This window comes from Gemmatimonadota bacterium, from assembly GCA_041390125.1.
In the GTDB taxonomy this organism is placed as follows: Bacteria; Gemmatimonadota; Gemmatimonadetes; order Longimicrobiales; family Gaopeijiaceae; genus JAGQIF01.
Map to the genome: position 1 here is coordinate 51,703 of JAWKQN010000005.1, position 18,160 is coordinate 69,862.

Sequence of the window (18,160 nt, forward strand, 5' to 3'; positions counted from 1 at the left end):
GGCGGTGGAGCGGCCGCCCGCCGGCTTCCTGCTGCACCCCGCCTCGTCGCTGCACGACACCGGCTGGGGGCACCCGGAGCACCAGGGGCGGCTGCGCGCCCTGGCGTCCACGGTCGGCAAGGACATGCTGGCCCTCCACGGCCACGTGGAGCAGCGCGAGGGAGCGTCCGCCACCGAGGAGGACCTCCTGCGGGTGCACACCAAGGTGCACGTGGAGCGGGTGCGGGCCGCGGTGGAGCGGGCCCAGCGCGAGGAGGCGCTGGTCTCGCTCGATCCCGACACGCGCGTCTCCTCCGCGTCGTGGGACGCGGCGGTCGGCAGCGCCGGCTCGGCGCTCCGGGCCGCCACGGACGTGGCGCGGGGCGCGCTGCGCAGCGCCTTCGTGGCCGCCCGGCCTCCCGGCCACCACGCCACGCCCGAGCGGGCCATGGGCTTCTGCCTGTTCAACTCGGTGGCGGTGGCGGCGCGCGGCCTGCAGGCCGCGGGCCTCGCGGAGCGGGTGCTGATCCTCGATTTCGACGTGCACCATGGCAACGGCACGCAGGACATCTTCTATGAGGACGGCTCCGTCTACTTCTGTTCGCTCCACCAGTACCCGCACTGGCCGGGGACGGGGGCGGCGGACGAACGCGGCCGCGGGGCGGGGGACGGCACCACGCTGAACGTGCCGTTGGCGCCCGGGACGTCCGCCGCCCGGCACCGCGAGGCCTGGGAGCGGGCGCTGGACACGATCGGGTCTTCGTTCGTGCCGGATTTCGTGCTGGTGTCGGCGGGCTTCGACTGCCTGCGCGGCGACCCCCTGGGCGGGTTGAACCTGGAGCCCGCCGATCTGTATGAGATGACGCGCGCGCTCATGGAGCGGGCGCGGGGCTGGTGCGGTGAACGGGTGGTGGCCCTGCTCGAAGGGGGCTACGATCCCCGTCGCACCGGCGAGGGCGCCGTGCACGTGCTGCGCGCGCTCGCGGGTCTGGCGATCCCCACACGACCGTGATGCGAATGTCCCGATCCTTTGCGCTCGTCCTGCTCGCGCTGCTCGGCCTGGCGGCCGCACCGGCGCTGTCGGCCCAGGCTCCGCAGTCCGTGACGCCGGCGCAGGCGGAGGCCGCCGCCGACCGCGCCATCGGCCGCATCAAGTCCCCGTACTGCCCGGGCCTGATGCTGGAGGTGTGTCCGTCGCCCCAGGCGGCCGAGCTGCGCGACACCATCGCGGCCTGGGCCGGGGCGGGTCAGCCGGCCGACTCCATCGTGGAGGCCGTGCTGGCGCAGGTGGGCGAGGAGTATCGCGCGTACCCCAAGGCGGCGGGGCAGGGGATCCTGGCCTGGGCCGTTCCCCCCATCGCGCTCGTGACCGGGCTCCTGATCGTCGCGCTGGTCCTGCGCCACCTCCGGCGCTCCCGACCCGAGAACCTGCCCGAGCTGGACGAGGAGCAGGAGCGGCGGATCGAGGAGGCGCTCGACCGGCTCGAGAAGGCGGAGCGCGAGGCCTCGGAGGTTTATTGACCCGCGGCTCCGGCGCCCCGTAGATTTCCCGAATGTCCCTACGCCCGGAGCAGCACGCGCCACCGTCCCCGGTCCCGGCCCGCCGCCCCACCGTCCGCGATCTGGTGGCGCTCGCGGCGCCTGACCGCGGGCTCCCCGGCGGGGAGGCCCTCTACCGCCACGCGGCGCTCCTGGCCGGCCTCGGCGCCGGGGACGAGCTGCTGTCGGTCGGTTGCGGCACCGCGTCCGGGTTGCGGTTCCTGGTCGAGCGCTACGGGGTCCACGGCTCCGGCGTGGACGTGGATCCGCACGCGGTCGAGGGAGGAGAGGCGCGCTCGCGCGGCGCCGGGCTGGCCGAGCGCATGCACGTCCAGGCGGCCCCGATGGACGCGCTCCCCTACCGGGACGGCATCTTCGACGTCACGCTGGCCGAGCTGGGCCTGACGGCCCGGGCCCTTCCCGGGCCCGCCATCCAGGAGCTTGCCCGCGTGACCCGCCCCGGCGGCACCGTGCTGTTGATCCAGCTGGCCTGGACGGCTCCCGTGCCGGAGGGCCGGCGCCACCGCATCGAGGCCCTCCTCGGGTTCCGGCCGCTGGCCGTGGTCGAATGGAAACGTCTGCTGGGGGACGCGGGCATCGACGCCGTCCACGCCGAGGACTGGACGGAAGGGCCGACCGCGCTGATGCCGCGACCGATCGATCCCCTCCTGGAGCTCGCGGACCGGCTGAGCTGGCGGGCCCGCCTGGACGTGAGCCGCCTGGCCTGGCGCCGGTGGGGCTTGCGGGGCGCACTCGACGCGTGGGGAGAGGGCTCGCGCCTGCAGCGCCTCCTCGCCCGCGAGCGCGTGCTCAGCCTGGTCCTGCTCAAGGGCACCCGACGGGTGGCCCCGCCGCTGCCCGCCCCTCCGGTGGACGAGGGCGTGCGCGCCCAGGACGTCTCGGACCTCCCGTTGTTCGGGCCGGTCGCCGGGGCCGCGCGATGAGCGACGGCCTCCTGCTCGAGCGTGACGGTGTGGAGGCCGTGCAGGACGCCTTGCGTGCGCTCGGGCTCGACGGCTGGCTCCTCTACGAGTTCCGGCAGTCCAATCCGGTGTCGGCGTCCCTGCTGGCGCTGCCCTGGACCACCCGCCGCGGCTTCGCGCTGATCCCGGCCGAGGGCGAGCCCGTCGCGCTGGTGCACGCCATCGAGAAGGTGCAGTGGAAGCGCTGGCCCTGGGCGAGCGTCCACTACTCCGGCTGGCGTGAGCTGGAGGCGGGGCTGGCCTCGTTGCTGCGCGGCCGGGGCCGGGTGGCCATGGAGACCTCGCCCCGATCGGCCGTCCCGACGCTGGACCGCGTCCCCGTCGGCATCCACCAGCTCGTCCAGGAGACCGGGGTCGAGATCGTGGGCTCCGGCGACCTGGTCAGCGCGTTCCACGCCCGCTGGTCCGCGGCGCAGCTGGTGGAGCACCGACGGGCGGCCGTGGTGCTGCAGCGCACCGCCCGGGAGGCGTTCGAGCGGGCGCGGGAGGCGGCGGCGGACGATCGGCCGCTGACGGAGGGCGCGCTGGCGGCCTGGATCCGGAGCACGCTCGCGGATCGGGGCGTCGGGACGGACGTCGGGTGCATCGTGGCCATCGGGCCGCGCGCGTCCGATCCCCACTACGACCCGGGCGAGACCGGCGCGTCCATCGAACGAGGGGAGGCGCTGCTCATCGACCTGTGGGGCCGTACCTCCGAGGCGGCCGTGCCCGCGGACCAGACGTGGATGGGCTTCCTCGGGAGCGAGCTGCCACCCCGGGTCGCCGAGGTCTGGGCCGCCGTGCGGGACGCGCGCGACGCGGTGCTGGACTTCCTGCGCGCGCGGTGGGACGCGCGCGAGACCGTGCGCGGCTTCGAGGCGGACGACGTGGCGCGTACGCTGCTGACCGAACGCGGCTGGGGGGAGTGGTTCGTGCATCGCACGGGTCATTCGATCGACCGCGACCTGCACGGGAGCGGTCCCAACCTGGACAACCTCGAGACCCGGGACGACCGGGCGCTCCTGGTCGGTGTGGGCTTCTCGGTCGAGCCGGGCGTCTACCTGCCGGGCGAGCTCGGCGTGCGGAGCGAGGTGGACGTGCACTGGGGCGAGGACGGTCCCGAGGTCACCACGCCCGACCCCCAGCACGACGTCTTCCTCCTTCCGTAGCGGGCGCGGCGTGGCTCGCTCCACCGGGGCTGGAGCGGCGTCGTCGTCGCTGGTGGACGTCGCGCTTCCCCTGCCGCTCGATCGCACCTTCACGTATGCCCTGCCCACGGGCGTCTCCGCGCGCGTGGGCGCCCGGATCCTCGTGCCCTTCCGGCGCTCGGTGCGGGTGGGGTGGGTGGTGGCCACCGACGTGCGGGACCGACCGCGCGGGCTGCGCGCCGCCGTGGACGTGTTGGACCGCACGGAGCCCTCGCTCACCCCTCCGCTGCTCCGTCTCGCCCGCTGGATCTCCGAGTACTATCTGGCACCGCTCGGTCTGGTGCTGCGCGCCACGTTGCCCGCCCTTCTGTCGGATCACTCCCGCGACCTGGTGGTCGTGGACGCGGAGACCGCACCCCCGGCGGAGCTGACCGGTCGGCAGCGGCGCGTGTTCGACGCGCTGCGGGCGGCGGCGGGCGCGCGGGCCGTGCCCGCCCTGGCCAAGGAGCTCGGCCTGTCGTCCATCTGGCCGGAGGTCCGCTTCCTGGTGGACCTGGAGCTGGCGCGCCACTCGGTCGCGGCGCCCCGGGAGCCGGCCGCCGTCACCCGCAAGGTGATCCGGCTCGAGCAGTGGCTCGACACCCTCGCCGAGCGCGAAGCGCTGCTGGCCCGTGCGCCGCGACAGCGCGAGGCCTACCAGCGCCTCGAGGACGCCGGCGGGGAGCTGGAGTTGTCCGTGCTCGACCAGGACGGGTTGGCGGGCGCCGCGCGCGCCCTCGTGGGCCGGGGCCTCGCCCGCTCCGTGGACGTGGAGCAGGACCGCGATCCGTTCGCGGACCTGCCTCCGTCCGCGGCGCCCGCGCTCGCCCCCACGGCCCGCCAGCGCGCCGTGCTGGAGGCCCTGACCCCAGCGCTCGGGACGTCCCGGCCGCCTCCGTTCCTGCTGCACGGCATCACCGGCTCGGGCAAGACGCTCGTGTATATCGAGCTGCTGGCGCGCGCGCGCGCCGAAGGCCGGGGCGCGATCGTCCTCGTGCCCGAGATCAGCCTGACCCCGCAGACGGTCGCGCGCTTCCGCGCGCGCTTCGGCGACGAGGTGGCGGTGCTGCACTCGGGATTATCGGACGGAGAGCGCTACGATGCCTGGCGCGCGCTGCGCGAGGGGCGCAAGCGCATCGCGGTGGGTGCGCGTTCCGCGGTCTTCGCGCCCATCGAGCGCCTGGGCGTGATCGTGGTGGACGAGGAGCACGAAGGCACGTACAAGCAGTCGGAATCGCCGCGCTACCATGCGCGGGACGTCGCGGTCGTGCGTGCGCGCCTGGAAGGCGCCGTCTGCCTGCTGGGGAGCGCCACGCCCGCGCTCGAAAGCTGGGTCAACGCGGAGCGCGGCAAGTACACGTTGCTCGCGCTTCCGGAGCGCGTGTCGGGCGGCGCCCTGCCCCCGGTCGAGGTCGTCGACCTGCGCACCCGGAAGGGAGAGTCGGTCCGGCCCGCCCGCGACGAGGCGGAGGAGCCCGCTGCCCGCGGAGAGGGAGGGCTGGTGCTGAGCCCGCCGTTGATCGGCGCGGTGCGCACCCGGCTGGCGCGCGGGGAACAGTCCATCCTGCTGCTCAACCGCCGGGGCTATTCGAGCTTCCTGCAGTGCGAGGCCTGCGGCTTCGTGGTCGAATGCCCGGAGTGCTCGGTCTCCATGACCTTCCACCGGGCCCGTGGCCGGGTCGTCTGCCACCACTGCGGCCGGGAGGAGGCCGCGCCCCGCACCTGCCCGCGTTGCCTCGAGGGCGTGCCCCACTACCGGGGCATCGGCACCGAGCAGGTGGAGCGCGTGGTCGCGCAGACCTTCGCGGGCGCGCGCATCGCCCGCATGGACCTGGACACGACGAGCGGGAAATGGGCCCATCACCGCATCCTGGAGCGGGTGGGGCGGGGGGAGATCGACATCCTGCTCGGGACCCAGATGATCGCGAAGGGCCTGGACTTCCCCAACGTCACGTTGGTCGGCGTCATCAACGCGGACGTGGGCCTGCACCTTCCCGACTTCCGGGCGAGCGAGCGCACGTTCCAGCTCCTCTCCCAGGTGGCCGGTCGGGCGGGGCGGGGCCCCAAGGGCGGGCAGGTGCTGATCCAGTCCGCCGTGCCCGGGCACTACGTCATCCAGGCGGCGCTCCGTCACGACTACGAGGGCTTCGCGCGCCAGGAGCTCGCCGAGCGGCGCTCCGCGGCCTATCCGCCCTTCGTGCGCCTGGTCAACGTGGTCGTGAGCAGCCCGGATCAAGCACGCGCGGCGGAGGCCGCGGAGCACCTCGCCGCCCGTATCCTTGCCCGCCTGGCGCGCGGACCGTCCAGCACGGTGCGGCTGACGGGGCCCGCCCCCTCCCCCATCGAGCGGCTGCACGGCCGGTGGCGCTGGCACTTCCTGCTCCGGGGGCCCGCCGCCGAGCTGGGCCGCCTCGCGCGCGAGACCGCCGGCAGCGAGGACGACCACGGGGACGTGCGGATCGTCTTCGACCGCGATCCCGTGGCGCTCCTGTGACGACCGGCCGCGTTGCTGGCGCTGGGGGCGTCCCTTAGAATCTCCAGGCATGATGTGCCTGGCGCTCAACGCGTCCTACGAACCGCTGACCATCGTCCCTGCCCGGCGAGCGGTCCGCCTCGTCCTGGATGAGAAGGCCGAGGTGCTCGAGTCCGATCCCGACCGCGTCTTCCGGTCGGCGTCCGAGCACTTCCCCGTGCCGATCGTCATCCGGTTGGTCCGCTTCGTCCATGTGCCGCGTCGCTTCCGGCGCCAGGTGACCAACACCTTCCTGTTCGCGCGCGACGGCTACCGCTGCCAGTACTGCGGACGCCACCGCAGCGAGCTGGCCCACCGCCAGTTCCTGACCCGCGACCACGTCCAACCGCTGTCCCAGGGCGGGGACAACACCTGGACGAACGTCGTGACGGCGTGCTCGGCCTGCAACAACCGCAAGGCGGACCGGATGCCACGCCAGGCCGGGATGCGGCTGCTGACCCGACCCGGCGAGCCCAACTACGTCCACCTGGTGTGGGCCGTGCGGAGGGTCACCCCCGCCCAGCGGAAGTACATCCGGATGTTCTACGGAGCGGACGCGCTGGACGCGCTGGACCCGGCGGTCGACGGAGGCCAGGAGCACCCGGCCTGACCCCGGGGGGTCCGGCAGAGCGGTCGTGAGGCGCTCGATTCAGTCCTCGAGCCAGGCGTACGGGCGCTCGTAGAACTGCCCCGCGCCCCGCAGCGCGCCGTCGGTGCCGTATTCCTTCCAGTGCACCACCCAGCCCCGCACGCGGTCGCGACGCACCTCGTAGTGGAAGCCCGGGATGTCCTGCCGTTCGGCCAGGAAGCGGGAGAGGCGGGGGGGGAGGGCCGGGATCCCGTCGAGGTGGAGCTCGCCCAGGGGGGCCCGGATGCGGGTGTGGAGCTCCGCGTCGCAGCGGCCCAGCGCGGCCAGGGCCACGTCGATGGCGCGGGCGGCCTCCTCGAAGACGGTCGGCACGGTCGTATCCGACCGTGCCCCCACCGAGTCCAGCAGGGCCCGGGTCAGCGGGGCGGACAGCTCGCGGCGCAGGAGCTCCAGCTCGCTCGAGAGGTGCTCGTTGAGCCCCAGGAGCTGGGAGAACTCACGACGCAGGCTGGGTGCCGCCTCCGGCGTCGTCGGTGCTGGACTCGGATTCACGAAAGCTCCACCGGTCGGGCCGCCCTCGGGCTCCGACCCTCAAGATCACGCCGTGCGGTCGATCCTCCCGGGCGCAGCAATGATGGTGCCGTGCGCGCCCGCGTGCGAGAGCGGGAGGGCGTCCCGCGGCCGCCGACCGGCCCGCGTGTGATTGCGGGCGTCCTTCCCGGGTCCGCCGGCCGGCGGGTGCGCCCGCACCACGCCCCGGACCGGGTCCGGCTCGACAAACTTGTCGCAGGAGGCGGCAAGCCGGTGCCGGTCGTCGCGCCGAGGACACACCGGCGAGCGCCGTGCAACGAACTTCGTAAGCCACCGTCCGGCAAGGGCTTGAGTGCCCTGGTCCGGTTCCGGCCCCGGCCGGATGTGTTCCGGGTCCGGCAGGGGCGCCACGGGCCTGGTCCGTGCCTCGACTCAGGGGCGCCGGCCGCAGGTAGGGCCGCAGCAACCCGAGCACGATGGAACGCGCACGGCTCCGCCGGGCGCCCCCCCAGGAGAGCGATGTCCGTCCCCGTCCCCCACGCGGCCCCCACGAAGCGCGGCTTCACGCTCATGGAGCTCGTGGTGATCATGGCGCTGATCGGGATCATCGCCGGGATCGCCGGGCCGCGGATCGACCTGGCCAAGTACCGACTGGACTCGGCCGCCCTGGAGCTGTCCACCGGCCTCCACGGCGCCCAACAGACGGCTCTGCTCCGCGGCCACAACGTGAACTTCGTCTTCGAGCCGAACCTGAACCGGATGATCCTCCATCTCGATGCCGACAACGACAAGCTCGCCGGCTCCAGCGAGAGCCAGCGCGTGATCGAGTTCGGAGAGGGGGTCGTCTTCGGCCGGGGCGGGGCTCCCGCCCTGAACGGCGTGACGAACGACATCAGCTTCACCGAGACCTGGGGCTCCGGATCCCCGGTCGTCCGGTTCTATCGCAACGGCAGCACCAGCGAGGCGGGCACGGTCTACATCACCAGCAAGCAGGCCCAGCTGGGCTCCACGTATGCCGAGCACTCCCGCGCCATCCAGATCGAGCGGGCGACCGGACGCATCCGCTGCTTCAGCTACAAGTCCGGGAGCTGGCAGGAGAAATGTTGATGGACCGCAAAGGGTTCACCCTGGTCGAGCTGATGACCGCGCTCGTCATCCTCACGGTGGCCATCCTGGGGATCGCCGCCTCTGCGGGGCGACTCATCCAGACCGCCGGCACCACCGAGCTGCGGGCGCTCGCGGTCGAGGCCGCCGGAGCCCGGCTCCAGCAGGTCGTGCTCGACCCGCGCTACAACGTGCTCGACTCCCTGTACGTGGGGTCGGAGAGCGCGCTGCCCGGCCTGTCCGGCTTCACCCGCACCACGCAGGTCTCCCACGTGGTCCAGAACGTGGGCGGCCCGCAGAACATGGACTACAAGCGCATCACCGTTTCCGTGTACGGACCGTCGTTGCCGGACACCATCGTCCGGGAGTCGGTCGTGGGGGCTCCATGATCCAGCAGCAGCGGACCGACGAGCGCGGCATGACGCTCGTCGAGATCCTCATCGTCATCTCCATCTTCGCGTTCATCGTCGCGGGCGCCATGGGCTTCATGGCCACGCAGAACAAGGCGTTCTACCGAGGCGCCGAGAAGATGACGGCCCTCCAGAACCTGCGCTTCACGCTCGACCGCCTGGAGACGGACCTGCAGACCGCCGGCACCGGTGTGCCGCAGGGGCAGCCGTGGATGCTCTACGCCGGAGACAAGGCCATCGCGTTCGCCGCGGACTACGCGACGAACGTCGCCAACAACCTCGGCGCGGTCTACTACGATCCCGGTGCACCCACGGGGACCGTGTCCTCCCTGCGGACGTCGGTGACCATCCCCACCACGTCGTTCGTGGTGGGGGACACGCTGTATCACGATCCGCCCCTGAGCTCCAACCCGAGCCCGGCGGAGGTGATCATGTTCTTCTTCACGCCGGACACGGCCACGGCGCGCAGCGACGACTATGCGCTGTACCGACAGGTCAACAACGCCGCGCCGGAGCTGGTCTCGCGCAGCCTCCTGCAGATGGGTAGTGAACCCTTCTTCCGGTTCTTCTACCAGCGCGACAGCACCGGCGTGGCCAGCTTCAACGACAGCATCCCCGCCAACCAGCTACCGCTCAAGCATGCGGCCAAGCTGGAGGCGTCCGTGGCCGACACCGGGCAGTCCGCCAAGCTGGACCTGTTCCGTGCCGTCCGCGTGCAGGTGCGCGCCACCAACGGGCTCACGGGCCCGGAGGAGCGTACCGCGGACCTGTCGCTCATGATCGACATGCGCAACTCGAAGTACCCGCGTCTGCAGAGCTGCGGCGACGATCCGATCCTGGGGACGGCGGGCTTCAGCGCCATGGACGTGGACACCACGGCGGGGCAGGACGCGGTCCTGCTGCAGTGGAACCCCGCCACAGACGAAGTCATGGGCGAACAGGACGTCATCCGATACACCCTGTGGCGGCGTCTCGCCGGGGATCCCTGGGCGGATCCGTTCCTGAGCATCCCCGCCGGTGCCGCCACCTACAGCTACCTCGACACCAACGTGACCGTGGGGGACACCTACGTCTACGCGGTCGCCGCCCAGGACTGCACTCCCAAGCTGTCGGGCATGTTGGAAGCCGCTCCCGTCACGGTCAACTGACGGCGCTTTCGCAAGGACGCACGAATGATGAAGACGCTACCTCGACTCCGTGGCAACGAGCAGGGGATCGCCATGGCGATCACGCTCATGATCGTCCTGGCGGTGGGCGCGCTGGCCACCGGCGCGGCGCTGGTGGGCACGAACCACTCGCTTATCAACCGCTTCTACGACCGGCACAGCACGCTGGAAGCGGCTGCCGACGCCGGCCTGGAGCAGGCTCGCGCCCTGATCAACGCCAACAAGGCCTACTACCCGTCCGTCGGCTACACGGCGCTCGAGACCAACGCGCCGGTGAGCGACGCCGTGAACGGCACCATCCCGGGCGTGACCCGCACCACGTGGGTGGGCCCGAGCGGTGTGACGTCGGGTCAGTACGGCGTGTTCGGCACCATCATCTCGATGGTGCAGGACGCGGGCGGCGGGAAGGTGATCCGTCGCGCCGAGGTGACCCAGGAGAGCTTTGCCAAGTTCGCCTACTTCACGGACGTGGAGCCGTCGAACATCTCCTTCGGTGGTGGCGACGCCATCTTCGGGCCCGTCCATACCAACGACTACCTCAAGATCTATTCGTCCGGCGCCAGCTTCTACAGCCATGCCCGGACCGCCAAGACGGTGCAGGGCGCGCAGTACGGGAACTTCTATCAGGGCTATACGGAGTGGTCGCCCGCCATTCCCATGCCCACCACGGCCGACCTGGCGCTCCTACGGAACCAGGCGATCGCGGGGAACACGCGCATCGTCGGGAACAGCAACGGATTCACAGGCACGGCTACCACGCGGCTCGAGTTCCTCGCCATCGACATCAACGGCGACGGGGACGTGACGGACTCGAATGAAGGGTTCATGCGGGTCTACCAGGCGGGAAATGCCGACTACGTATCGGGTTGGGTGGCCAACCGGCAGTTGCACAACTCCGAGACCTGCGGGATGTACGCCGGTGGGTTCGCCAACCCCTTCCGTTCGGGATTGTGGCTACAGGCCAACGTCCCCTTCAGCGTTGTCGATGACTCGCTGGAAACGTCGCGCCGCCGGTGCTATCTGGGCGGTGACCCGGCCCTGAACGGGGGCACGTTCAGCCCGACGATCGGTGCAGTCCCGCACGGCGGCGCCTGGCAGCCGTGGCCGGGCAGCATCGACCCCGCAGTGTCCGCGGCTCGTCCGCAGGACGCGGCGTACCTTTGGCCGCTGAGCCGCCAGCTCAACCCCAACTTCAAGGGCGTGATCTTCGTGGACGGCAAGGTCGGCATCAGCGGCGTCGTGCGGGGGCGGATCACGATCGCGGCCACGGACGACATCAACATCGTCGACGACCTCACATACGCCACCGATCCCGGGCTGGGCACCTGCAACGACATCGTCGGGATCTTCTCGGGTGACGACATCCGGGTCAGCGACAACGCGATCAACCAGCCGCTGGAACCTGTGCAGTCGTCGGACCCGCACCTGACCTACGACGACACCAAGGACGAGTTCATCCACGGGGTGGTGCTGGCGCTCGACATCTTCACGGTGGAGGACTACGCGAGTGGCTCCGGCTCCGCCGAGCCCTGCGAGGCCACGAGCTGGGGCCGGGGCTGTCTGTACCTGACGGGCGGCATCATCCAGAACACCCGCGGCGCGGTGGGCACGAGCGCGGGGACCGGCTATCTGAAGAGGTACTCGTACGATCCGTGCGCCGCCTCCGAGCCGCCGCCCTACTTCCCGACGACCGGCCACTTCGTGCGGAGCCAGTACTACGAGATTGATCCGGCCACGTTCAACGTGGGCAGCTACTACTCGATGATCACGCCTCCGTGATCGGCTGAGACTTCACCCTGGGGCGGTCCCTCACCCGCGCCTCGGCGCTTCCGACCGCCCCGGTCCCCGCCGCCCGCCGGTTCGCCGGCGGGCGGTTCCGTTTTCGCCGCCGCGCGGCCCTCGGTTACCTTCCGGTGACCGACCGGTCGCGCAAGACGGGCGACCCGGACCGCGTCGCCGGACGCACGCCCGGATGCGTGCTGCCGCTTGGCCCGCCGGGCGCGTCCCGGCGGTGACCGGCCAGACCCCCCGACCCCCCACGCCATGCAGACGACGCTCACCCGCACGGTCCGCTTCCGGGCGGAGCACCACTACCACCGCGCCGACTGGTCGTCCGAGCGCAACCGCGAGGCGTTCGGGGACACCGCGGTCCCCCACACGCACCTCTTCGAAGTGGCGGTGAGCGTGTCGGGGCCCGTCGATCCCGAGACCGGCTTCCTGGTGGATCTGGGCGCGCTCGACGCCCTGCTCGAGCGCGAGGTGCGTGCGCCCCTGGCGGAGCAAAGCCTGAACGAGGCTGTGCCGTCGTTCCGCCACGGGCGTCTGCAGCCGTCCACGGAGGCGCTGGCGCAGGTCCTGTGGGAGCGGCTGGACGGGTCGATCCCACTTCCGGCACGTCTCGAGCGCGTCGTGGTGCGCGAGAGTGACAGCCTCGAGTCGGAGGTGCGCAGACCATGAAGCGCGGGGGTCGCTCCGCGGACGAGCCCCGGCGCCCGCGCCGCGTCGGCGAGGCGCCGACGCCGGCCCGCCCCCGTCCGGTGCGCGAGGGGTTCGCCCCGCCCCCTCCGGTGGACGAGCCCGAGCCTTCCGTGCGCTTCGAGGCGGACGGGGTCTCCTGGCATGTACGGGTGACCGGCGAGCACCGTGGCGCTGGGGGGGTTCCCCTGCTGGAGCTGCGCTTCGAACGCTCCGATCCGGACGAGTGGCGGACGCTCCTCGTGCCCCGGCTCGATCCGGCTGTCCTCGACGAGGCCCGCTGGGTCGTTCTCCTGCGGCGGGCACGGTTGGGGGAGGAACCCGCTTCCTGAACGGGGAGCGAGAACTTCTGTCCGCCCGGGGGTACCATATGCGCCGGCGTTGCCGGCGGCTCCCCCCCGACCCGGAGAGGAGCCCTGCAGATCGAACAAGGAGCGGGAGGGGATGGCGGGGAAGTGTTCCGGTGCCGCCGACGCGGCGACCGGGTCGGCCCACAGCCGAAGGGGATTCTCCCGGGGTGATGCTCGGGGAATCGTGATCACCGATGCCAAGGCCAACGCCGAGCGTACGCCGGCGATCGCGGCATTCATCTGGGGCGGCCGGGTCCGGCCGCGACCCACTCTGCCCTACGGGCGCTGGAAAGGCGCTGCGTAGGGATACCTGTCCACCAGGTAGTGCGAGGGCGCGAGGGCGGAGAACCGCTCCCGCGCCCTCCGCGCGTCCGGGCCCGGTACCCGGTCGCGGAGGACCACGCCCGCTAACGGATCGGGGCTGCGGGCTGTCTCGACAGGGAGAGCGCGAGGGATGGGGGGGAGGCCCGGGAGACCGCCCGGGGCGGCGAGGGGCCCGGCGCCGGAAGAACACAACCGGGGCTACGGACGTAAGGCGTCCGGAAGCCCCGTTCGCATGTTGGAGGGAGGAGTGATGAAGCGCGGTTCCAGACGGATGGCGGCCCTGCTGGCGCTGGTGGGCGCGGGGATGGTCCTCGCGGCCGCTCCGGGCCTGGAGGCCCAGGAGGTCCCGGACAGCGTGACCCTGGAGGAGGCCCTGGCCCGGGCGCTGGAGCGGAGCCCCACGCTGGCCCAGAGCCTGGCCGCGGTCGAGAATGCCGTGTCGGGTCGGCGGACCGCGGTGGGCGCGTTCCTGCCCAACATCTCGTCCTCCTCGGGGGCCTCGGTCTCGAGCACGCGTCGGTTCGACCCGGCGACCCAGCGCGAGGTGGAGGGCTCCGCGACGTCGTATTCGGCCAGCCTTTCGGCCTCGTACGACCTCTTCGACGGCTTCCGCAACGTTCGTGAGCTCACGGTCGCGGGCGCAGACCTCGAGGCCGCGGAGGCGCGCCGGGAGAGCCAGCGGTTCGACGTGGTGCTGCAGACCAAGACCACCTTCTTCTCCGCGCTGCGCCAGGGCGAGCTGCTGACGGTGCAGCAATCCCGGGTGCGACGGGCGAACGAGAGCCTGGACAACATCCGACGTCGCGTACAGCTCGGCAGCGCCACACGGTCGGATTCCCTGCGGGCCCGGCTCGAGCTGGCCAATGCCCGTCAGGCCGAGCTGCAGGCGCGCTCCGCGCTCCGCGCCGCGGAGTTCGCGCTGGGGCGGGCGATCGGGGCCGACGGCCCCGTGGCACCGGCCACGCCCGGCGGTCTGGAGTCGGGACCCCTGCCGTTGTCGGATGACGAGATCTACCGGGTGGCGGTCGACGCCTCGCCCGACGTGGTGGCGGCGGTCGCCGAGGAGCGGGCCGCCCTGGCGTCGGTGGGCTCCGCCCGGGCGGCGTATTTCCCCAGCCTGTCGGTGTCCTCCGGGCTCACCTGGAACAACGACATCGCCGCCTTCTCCGACGGCAACTCCAGCTGGAACGTGCGCTTCTCGGCCAGCTATCCGATCTTCAACCGCTTCCAGCGCTCCACCGTGGTGGATCGGGCGCAGGCGGCGGCGCGGGTCTCGCGGCTCGCCCGGTCGGACGCGGAGCTCCGCGCCCGCGAGTCCGCCGACGGCGCCCTGCAGACGCTGCGCACCGCGGAAGAGGCGATCGAGATCGCGAACGAAGCGGTGGTGGTGGCCGCCGAGGACCTGCGGGTGGTGGAGGAGCGGTACCGGTTGGGTGTGGCCACGATCCTGGATCTCATCACGAGTCAGATCGCGGTGGAGGAGGCGGAGGCCAACCAGGTGTTCGCCCGCTACGACTATCTGCTGGCTCGGGCGCAGCTCGAGTCCATCCTGGGGAGGGAGCTGTGAGCGACGTCGTCATCAAGACGCGAGGCCTGCGCAAGGACTACGTGCTCGGCGCCGAGACCGTGCGGGCGCTACGGGGCGTCGACCTCGAAGTCTCGCGGGGCGACTTCGTGGCCATCATGGGACCGTCGGGAAGCGGCAAGTCGACGTTCATGAACATGATCGGCTGCCTCGACACACCGACGGAGGGCGAGTACTGGCTGAACGGCCAGAAGGTGAGCGAGCTCTCCGACGACGAGCTGGCCCGGGTGCGCAACCGCGACATCGGCTTCGTCTTCCAGACCTTCAACCTCCTGCCGCGCGCCACCTCGCTGGCCAACGTGGAGCTGCCGTTGATCTACGCCGGCGTCCCCACGCGGGAACGGCGGGATCGCGCCCGCTCCAAGCTGGAGCTGGTCGGGCTGGGGGAGCGCATGGACCATCGCCCTCCGGAGCTCTCCGGCGGTCAGCGTCAGCGCGTGGCGATCGCGCGCGCGCTCGTCAACGAGCCCGCCATCCTGCTGGCGGACGAGCCCACCGGGAACCTCGACTCGAGCACGAGTGAGGAGATCATGGAGATCCTGACCCAGCTGCATGCCCAGGGGCAGACGATCATCCTGGTCACCCACGAGCACGACATCGCGGAGTATGCCCGACGCCAGGTCCACCTGCGCGACGGCGTCATCGAGAAGGACTTCCTCAACGAGCACGTGCGCGCCGGCGCCTGAAGGAAACGAGACGGACGATGAGCAAGCTTCTGGAACGGAAGGGCACGGGGGTCGCGCTGGCACTTCTCGGGCTGGTCCTCGCCGGGTGCGGGGAGGCCACCGAGGCCGCGCCCGGCCCCGCGGTTGCGGCCACCGAGGTGAGCCGCACGGACCTGCGGATCACGGCGGAGGCCACGGGCCTGGTGGAGCCGATCCGCACGGTCGAGGTCAAGTCGAAGGCCTCCGGCGAGATCCTCCAGTTGCACGTCGACACGGGCGACCGCGTGGAACCCGGGCAGTTGCTCGCGGAGGTGGACCCCCGCGACGTGCGCAACGCCTACGAGCAGGCCAAGGCGGACCTCGAGGTGGCCCAGGCGCGCGTGGACATCAGCGCCGCCCAGCTCGAGCGCTCCCAGGAGCTGCGCGACGCGGGCGTGGTGACGCAGCAGGAGTACGAGAACACCAACCTCGAGGCCGCCAACGCGCGCGCGCAGCTGGTCAAGGCCGAGACCAACCTGGAGCTCGCCGAGCTCCGCCTGACGGACGTGACCATCCGTGCGCCGATGGCGGGCGTGATCATCCAACGCAACGTCGAGGTGGGTGGCGTCATCCAGTCCGCGTCCGGCAACATCTCGGGCGGGACCACCCTGTTCCTGATGGCCAACCTGGAGGACGTGCAGGTCCGCACGCTGGTGGACGAGACCGACGTCGGGCAGCTCCATGCCGGGCTGTCGGCCACGGTGCGGGTGGAAGCGTTTCCCGATCGCACCTTCCGGGGGGATGTGGCCAAGATCGAGCCCCAGGCCACGGTGGAGCAGAACGTCACGATGTTCCCCGTCATCATCTACCTCGACAACCGGGCGGGCCTGCTCAAGCCCGGCATGAACGCCGAGGTCGAGGTGGTGGTGGCCGAGCAGCCGAACGTGCTCACCGTCCCCAACAACACCGTCGTCGAGCCCCGCCAGTTCGCGCCCGCCGCCATGGCGCTGGGCCTCGACCCCGAGCAGCTCGACTTCAACCCGCGCGCCGGCTTCGCCGGTCGTACGGGCGGCGCGCGGCCGGGAAGCGCTCCCGGTGGCGCTCCCGGAGCGCAGCCGGCAGCCGAGCAGGGTCGGGCACCCGCTGCGGGCGGCGCCGCCAACGCGGCCGGAGGGGCTCCCACGGACGAGGCGCGGGCACGCCTGCAGGAGATCCGTCGTCAGGTCGATGCCGGCGAGATCACGCAGGACTCGGCGCGCGCCCTGTTCCGGGCGGCCGGTGGCGGACGTCCCGGCGCGCGCGCCGCGGCCGCCCCGGCGTCCGGCGAGGACGGAGCCGACCGCGAGGGCCGTCCGGGCGTGGTGTTCGTGGTGCAGGCGGACGGATCGTTCGTGCCGCGGGCCGTGGTGATGGGTCTGTCCGACTGGGATCAGACGGAGATCATGAGCGGTCTGGAGGAGGGGGAGCGTGTGGCGGTGATCGGCGCGGCCCAGCTCCAGGCGCAGCAGCAGGAGTTCCTGAACCGGATCCGGGAGCGCAACTCGGGTCCCTTCGGCGGCGGCGGCCCGCGGTAGGAGTCCGGACATGTTGATCGGAGAGACCATCCGGGTCGCCCTGGGCGCCATCCGCGCGAACGCGATGCGCTCCGCGCTCACCACGCTCGGCATCATCATCGGCGTCGCGGCCGTGATCGCCATGGTGGCGCTGGGCGAGGGTGCCCAGCGCCGCGTGCAGGACCAGATCGCGGCCATGGGCACCAACGTGCTGACCATCCGGCCGGGGCAGAACATGTTCCGCGGCGTGTCGCGCGGCGACGCGCGCCTGTTCGTGGAGGATGCCGAGGCGTTGCAGGCGGGCGCGGGCGGCTCGCTGATGATCTCCCCCGAGGTGCGCGGACGTCAGCAGGTCAGCTATCTGCGCTGGAACGTCAGCAACGACGTGATCGGCGTATGGCCCGACTACTTCGCCATCAACAACTTCAAGCTCGCCGCCGGTCGGCTCTTCGACGAGGGTGAGGTGCAGGGCCGGCGGCGGGTGGCGGTCGTGGGGTCCGAGGTACCGACCCAGCTCGGCGACACGCCTCCCACGCTCCTGGTCGGGCGGACCATCCAGATCCGGGGCGTGCCGTTCGAGATCGTGGGCGTCCTGGAGGAGAAGGGCGCGATGGGCTTCAGCCGGCCCGACGACGACGTGTTCATCCCGCTGTCGACGGCCCAGTACCGCGTCATGGGTGGGCGTGACCGTCTGAACGCCATCTACGCCCAGGTGCAACCGGGTACCACCATGGATGCGGCGTTCGCGACCATCGATCGGGTGGTGCGGCGTGAACACCGTCTGGCTCCGGGCGAGGACGCGGACTTCAACATCTCCAACCAGACGGACATCCTCGAGACGTTCAACGAGTCCAACGAGGTGTTCGGCTGGTTGCTGGCGGGGATCGCGGCCGTGAGCCTGCTCGTGGGTGGGATCGGCATCATGAACATCATGCTCGTGAGCGTCACCGAGCGCACGCGCGAGATCGGTGTGCGCAAGGCGCTCGGGGCCACCCGGCGCACGGTGCTCATGCAGTTCCTGATCGAAGCGCTGGTCCTGTGCACGCTGGGCGGGATCATCGGCGTGGGGGTCGGCGTGGGCGGGGCCACCGCCCTCACCAACACGTTGGGGTGGGAGACCGCCGTCCGCATGGACGCGGTGTTGATCGCCCTGGGCTTCTCCGCCGGCATCGGCCTGTTCTTCGGGATCTGGCCGGCCCAACGCGCCGCGAAGCTCGACCCGATCGAGTCGCTCCGCTACGAGTAGCGCA

Annotated in this window: 17 protein-coding genes; 16 read left to right on the forward strand and 1 reads right to left on the reverse strand. The window is 71.8% G+C overall.

Annotated elements, in window-relative coordinates; genetic code table 11:
* The first annotated feature begins 4 nt into the window (after positions 1–4).
* The 6 genes from R3E98_05210 to R3E98_05235 are packed head-to-tail and all read left to right on the forward strand — an operon-like array spanning position 5 to position 6,789.
* The gene (locus R3E98_05210) at positions 5–991 is read left to right on the forward strand and encodes a histone deacetylase (GenBank protein ID MEZ4422784.1); all 987 of its coding nucleotides are present in this window, start codon (positions 5–7) and stop codon (positions 989–991) included.
* Positions 992–996: 5 nt separating this feature from the next.
* Entirely contained in the window at positions 997–1,500 is a 504-nt protein-coding gene (locus R3E98_05215; protein ID MEZ4422785.1) for a cytochrome c-type biogenesis protein CcmH, read from the forward strand.
* Between the two features lie 32 nt (positions 1,501–1,532).
* Positions 1,533–2,462 (forward strand): methyltransferase domain-containing protein, encoded by a 930-nt coding sequence (locus tag R3E98_05220; GenBank protein MEZ4422786.1) that lies wholly within the window; start codon positions 1,533–1,535, stop codon positions 2,460–2,462.
* Positions 2,459–3,649, forward strand: a complete 1,191-nt coding sequence (locus R3E98_05225; protein MEZ4422787.1) for a M24 family metallopeptidase — start codon at positions 2,459–2,461, stop codon at positions 3,647–3,649. The genes R3E98_05220 and R3E98_05225 overlap by 4 nt, the downstream gene beginning before the upstream one ends.
* A gap of 10 nt (positions 3,650–3,659) precedes the next feature.
* Positions 3,660–6,161: a primosomal protein N' gene (priA, locus tag R3E98_05230; protein ID MEZ4422788.1), complete on the forward strand. Its 2,502-nt coding sequence runs from the start codon at positions 3,660–3,662 to the stop codon at positions 6,159–6,161.
* A gap of 49 nt (positions 6,162–6,210) precedes the next feature.
* Positions 6,211–6,789: an HNH endonuclease gene (locus R3E98_05235; protein MEZ4422789.1), complete on the forward strand. Its 579-nt coding sequence runs from the start codon at positions 6,211–6,213 to the stop codon at positions 6,787–6,789.
* Between the two features lie 39 nt (positions 6,790–6,828).
* On the opposite strand, the gene R3E98_05240 is transcribed toward R3E98_05235, so the two are convergent.
* Positions 6,829–7,320, reverse strand: coding sequence for a hypothetical protein (locus R3E98_05240; GenBank protein ID MEZ4422790.1), 492 nt, complete (start codon positions 7,318–7,320; stop codon positions 6,829–6,831).
* A gap of 498 nt (positions 7,321–7,818) precedes the next feature.
* Between R3E98_05240 and R3E98_05245 the strand changes: the two genes are divergently transcribed.
* The 10 genes from R3E98_05245 (at position 7,819) to R3E98_05290 (ending at position 18,156) form a co-directional block, all read left to right on the forward strand.
* On the forward strand, positions 7,819–8,406 hold the full coding sequence (locus R3E98_05245; protein ID MEZ4422791.1) for a GspH/FimT family pseudopilin: 588 nt from the start codon (positions 7,819–7,821) through the stop codon (positions 8,404–8,406).
* Positions 8,406–8,792: a prepilin-type N-terminal cleavage/methylation domain-containing protein gene (locus R3E98_05250; GenBank protein MEZ4422792.1), complete on the forward strand. Its 387-nt coding sequence runs from the start codon at positions 8,406–8,408 to the stop codon at positions 8,790–8,792. The genes R3E98_05245 and R3E98_05250 overlap by 1 nt, the downstream gene beginning before the upstream one ends.
* Positions 8,789–9,961 (forward strand): type II secretion system protein, encoded by a 1,173-nt coding sequence (locus R3E98_05255; GenBank protein ID MEZ4422793.1) that lies wholly within the window; start codon positions 8,789–8,791, stop codon positions 9,959–9,961. The genes R3E98_05250 and R3E98_05255 overlap by 4 nt, the downstream gene beginning before the upstream one ends.
* A gap of 24 nt (positions 9,962–9,985) precedes the next feature.
* Entirely contained in the window at positions 9,986–11,758 is a 1,773-nt protein-coding gene (locus tag R3E98_05260) for a hypothetical protein (protein ID MEZ4422794.1), read from the forward strand.
* Between the two features lie 264 nt (positions 11,759–12,022).
* The gene (locus tag R3E98_05265) at positions 12,023–12,436 is read left to right on the forward strand and encodes a 6-carboxytetrahydropterin synthase (GenBank protein ID MEZ4422795.1); all 414 of its coding nucleotides are present in this window, start codon (positions 12,023–12,025) and stop codon (positions 12,434–12,436) included.
* The gene (locus R3E98_05270) at positions 12,433–12,786 is read left to right on the forward strand and encodes a hypothetical protein (protein MEZ4422796.1); all 354 of its coding nucleotides are present in this window, start codon (positions 12,433–12,435) and stop codon (positions 12,784–12,786) included. The genes R3E98_05265 and R3E98_05270 overlap by 4 nt, the downstream gene beginning before the upstream one ends.
* 592 nt (positions 12,787–13,378) lie before the next feature.
* Entirely contained in the window at positions 13,379–14,695 is a 1,317-nt protein-coding gene (locus R3E98_05275; GenBank protein MEZ4422797.1) for a TolC family protein, read from the forward strand.
* On the forward strand, positions 14,692–15,399 hold the full coding sequence (locus tag R3E98_05280; GenBank protein ID MEZ4422798.1) for an ABC transporter ATP-binding protein: 708 nt from the start codon (positions 14,692–14,694) through the stop codon (positions 15,397–15,399). The genes R3E98_05275 and R3E98_05280 overlap by 4 nt, the downstream gene beginning before the upstream one ends.
* 17 nt (positions 15,400–15,416) lie before the next feature.
* Positions 15,417–16,931, forward strand: a complete 1,515-nt coding sequence (locus R3E98_05285; GenBank protein MEZ4422799.1) for an efflux RND transporter periplasmic adaptor subunit — start codon at positions 15,417–15,419, stop codon at positions 16,929–16,931.
* Between the two features lie 10 nt (positions 16,932–16,941).
* Positions 16,942–18,156: an ABC transporter permease gene (locus R3E98_05290; GenBank protein MEZ4422800.1), complete on the forward strand. Its 1,215-nt coding sequence runs from the start codon at positions 16,942–16,944 to the stop codon at positions 18,154–18,156.
* Positions 18,157–18,160: the final 4 nt, after the last annotated feature.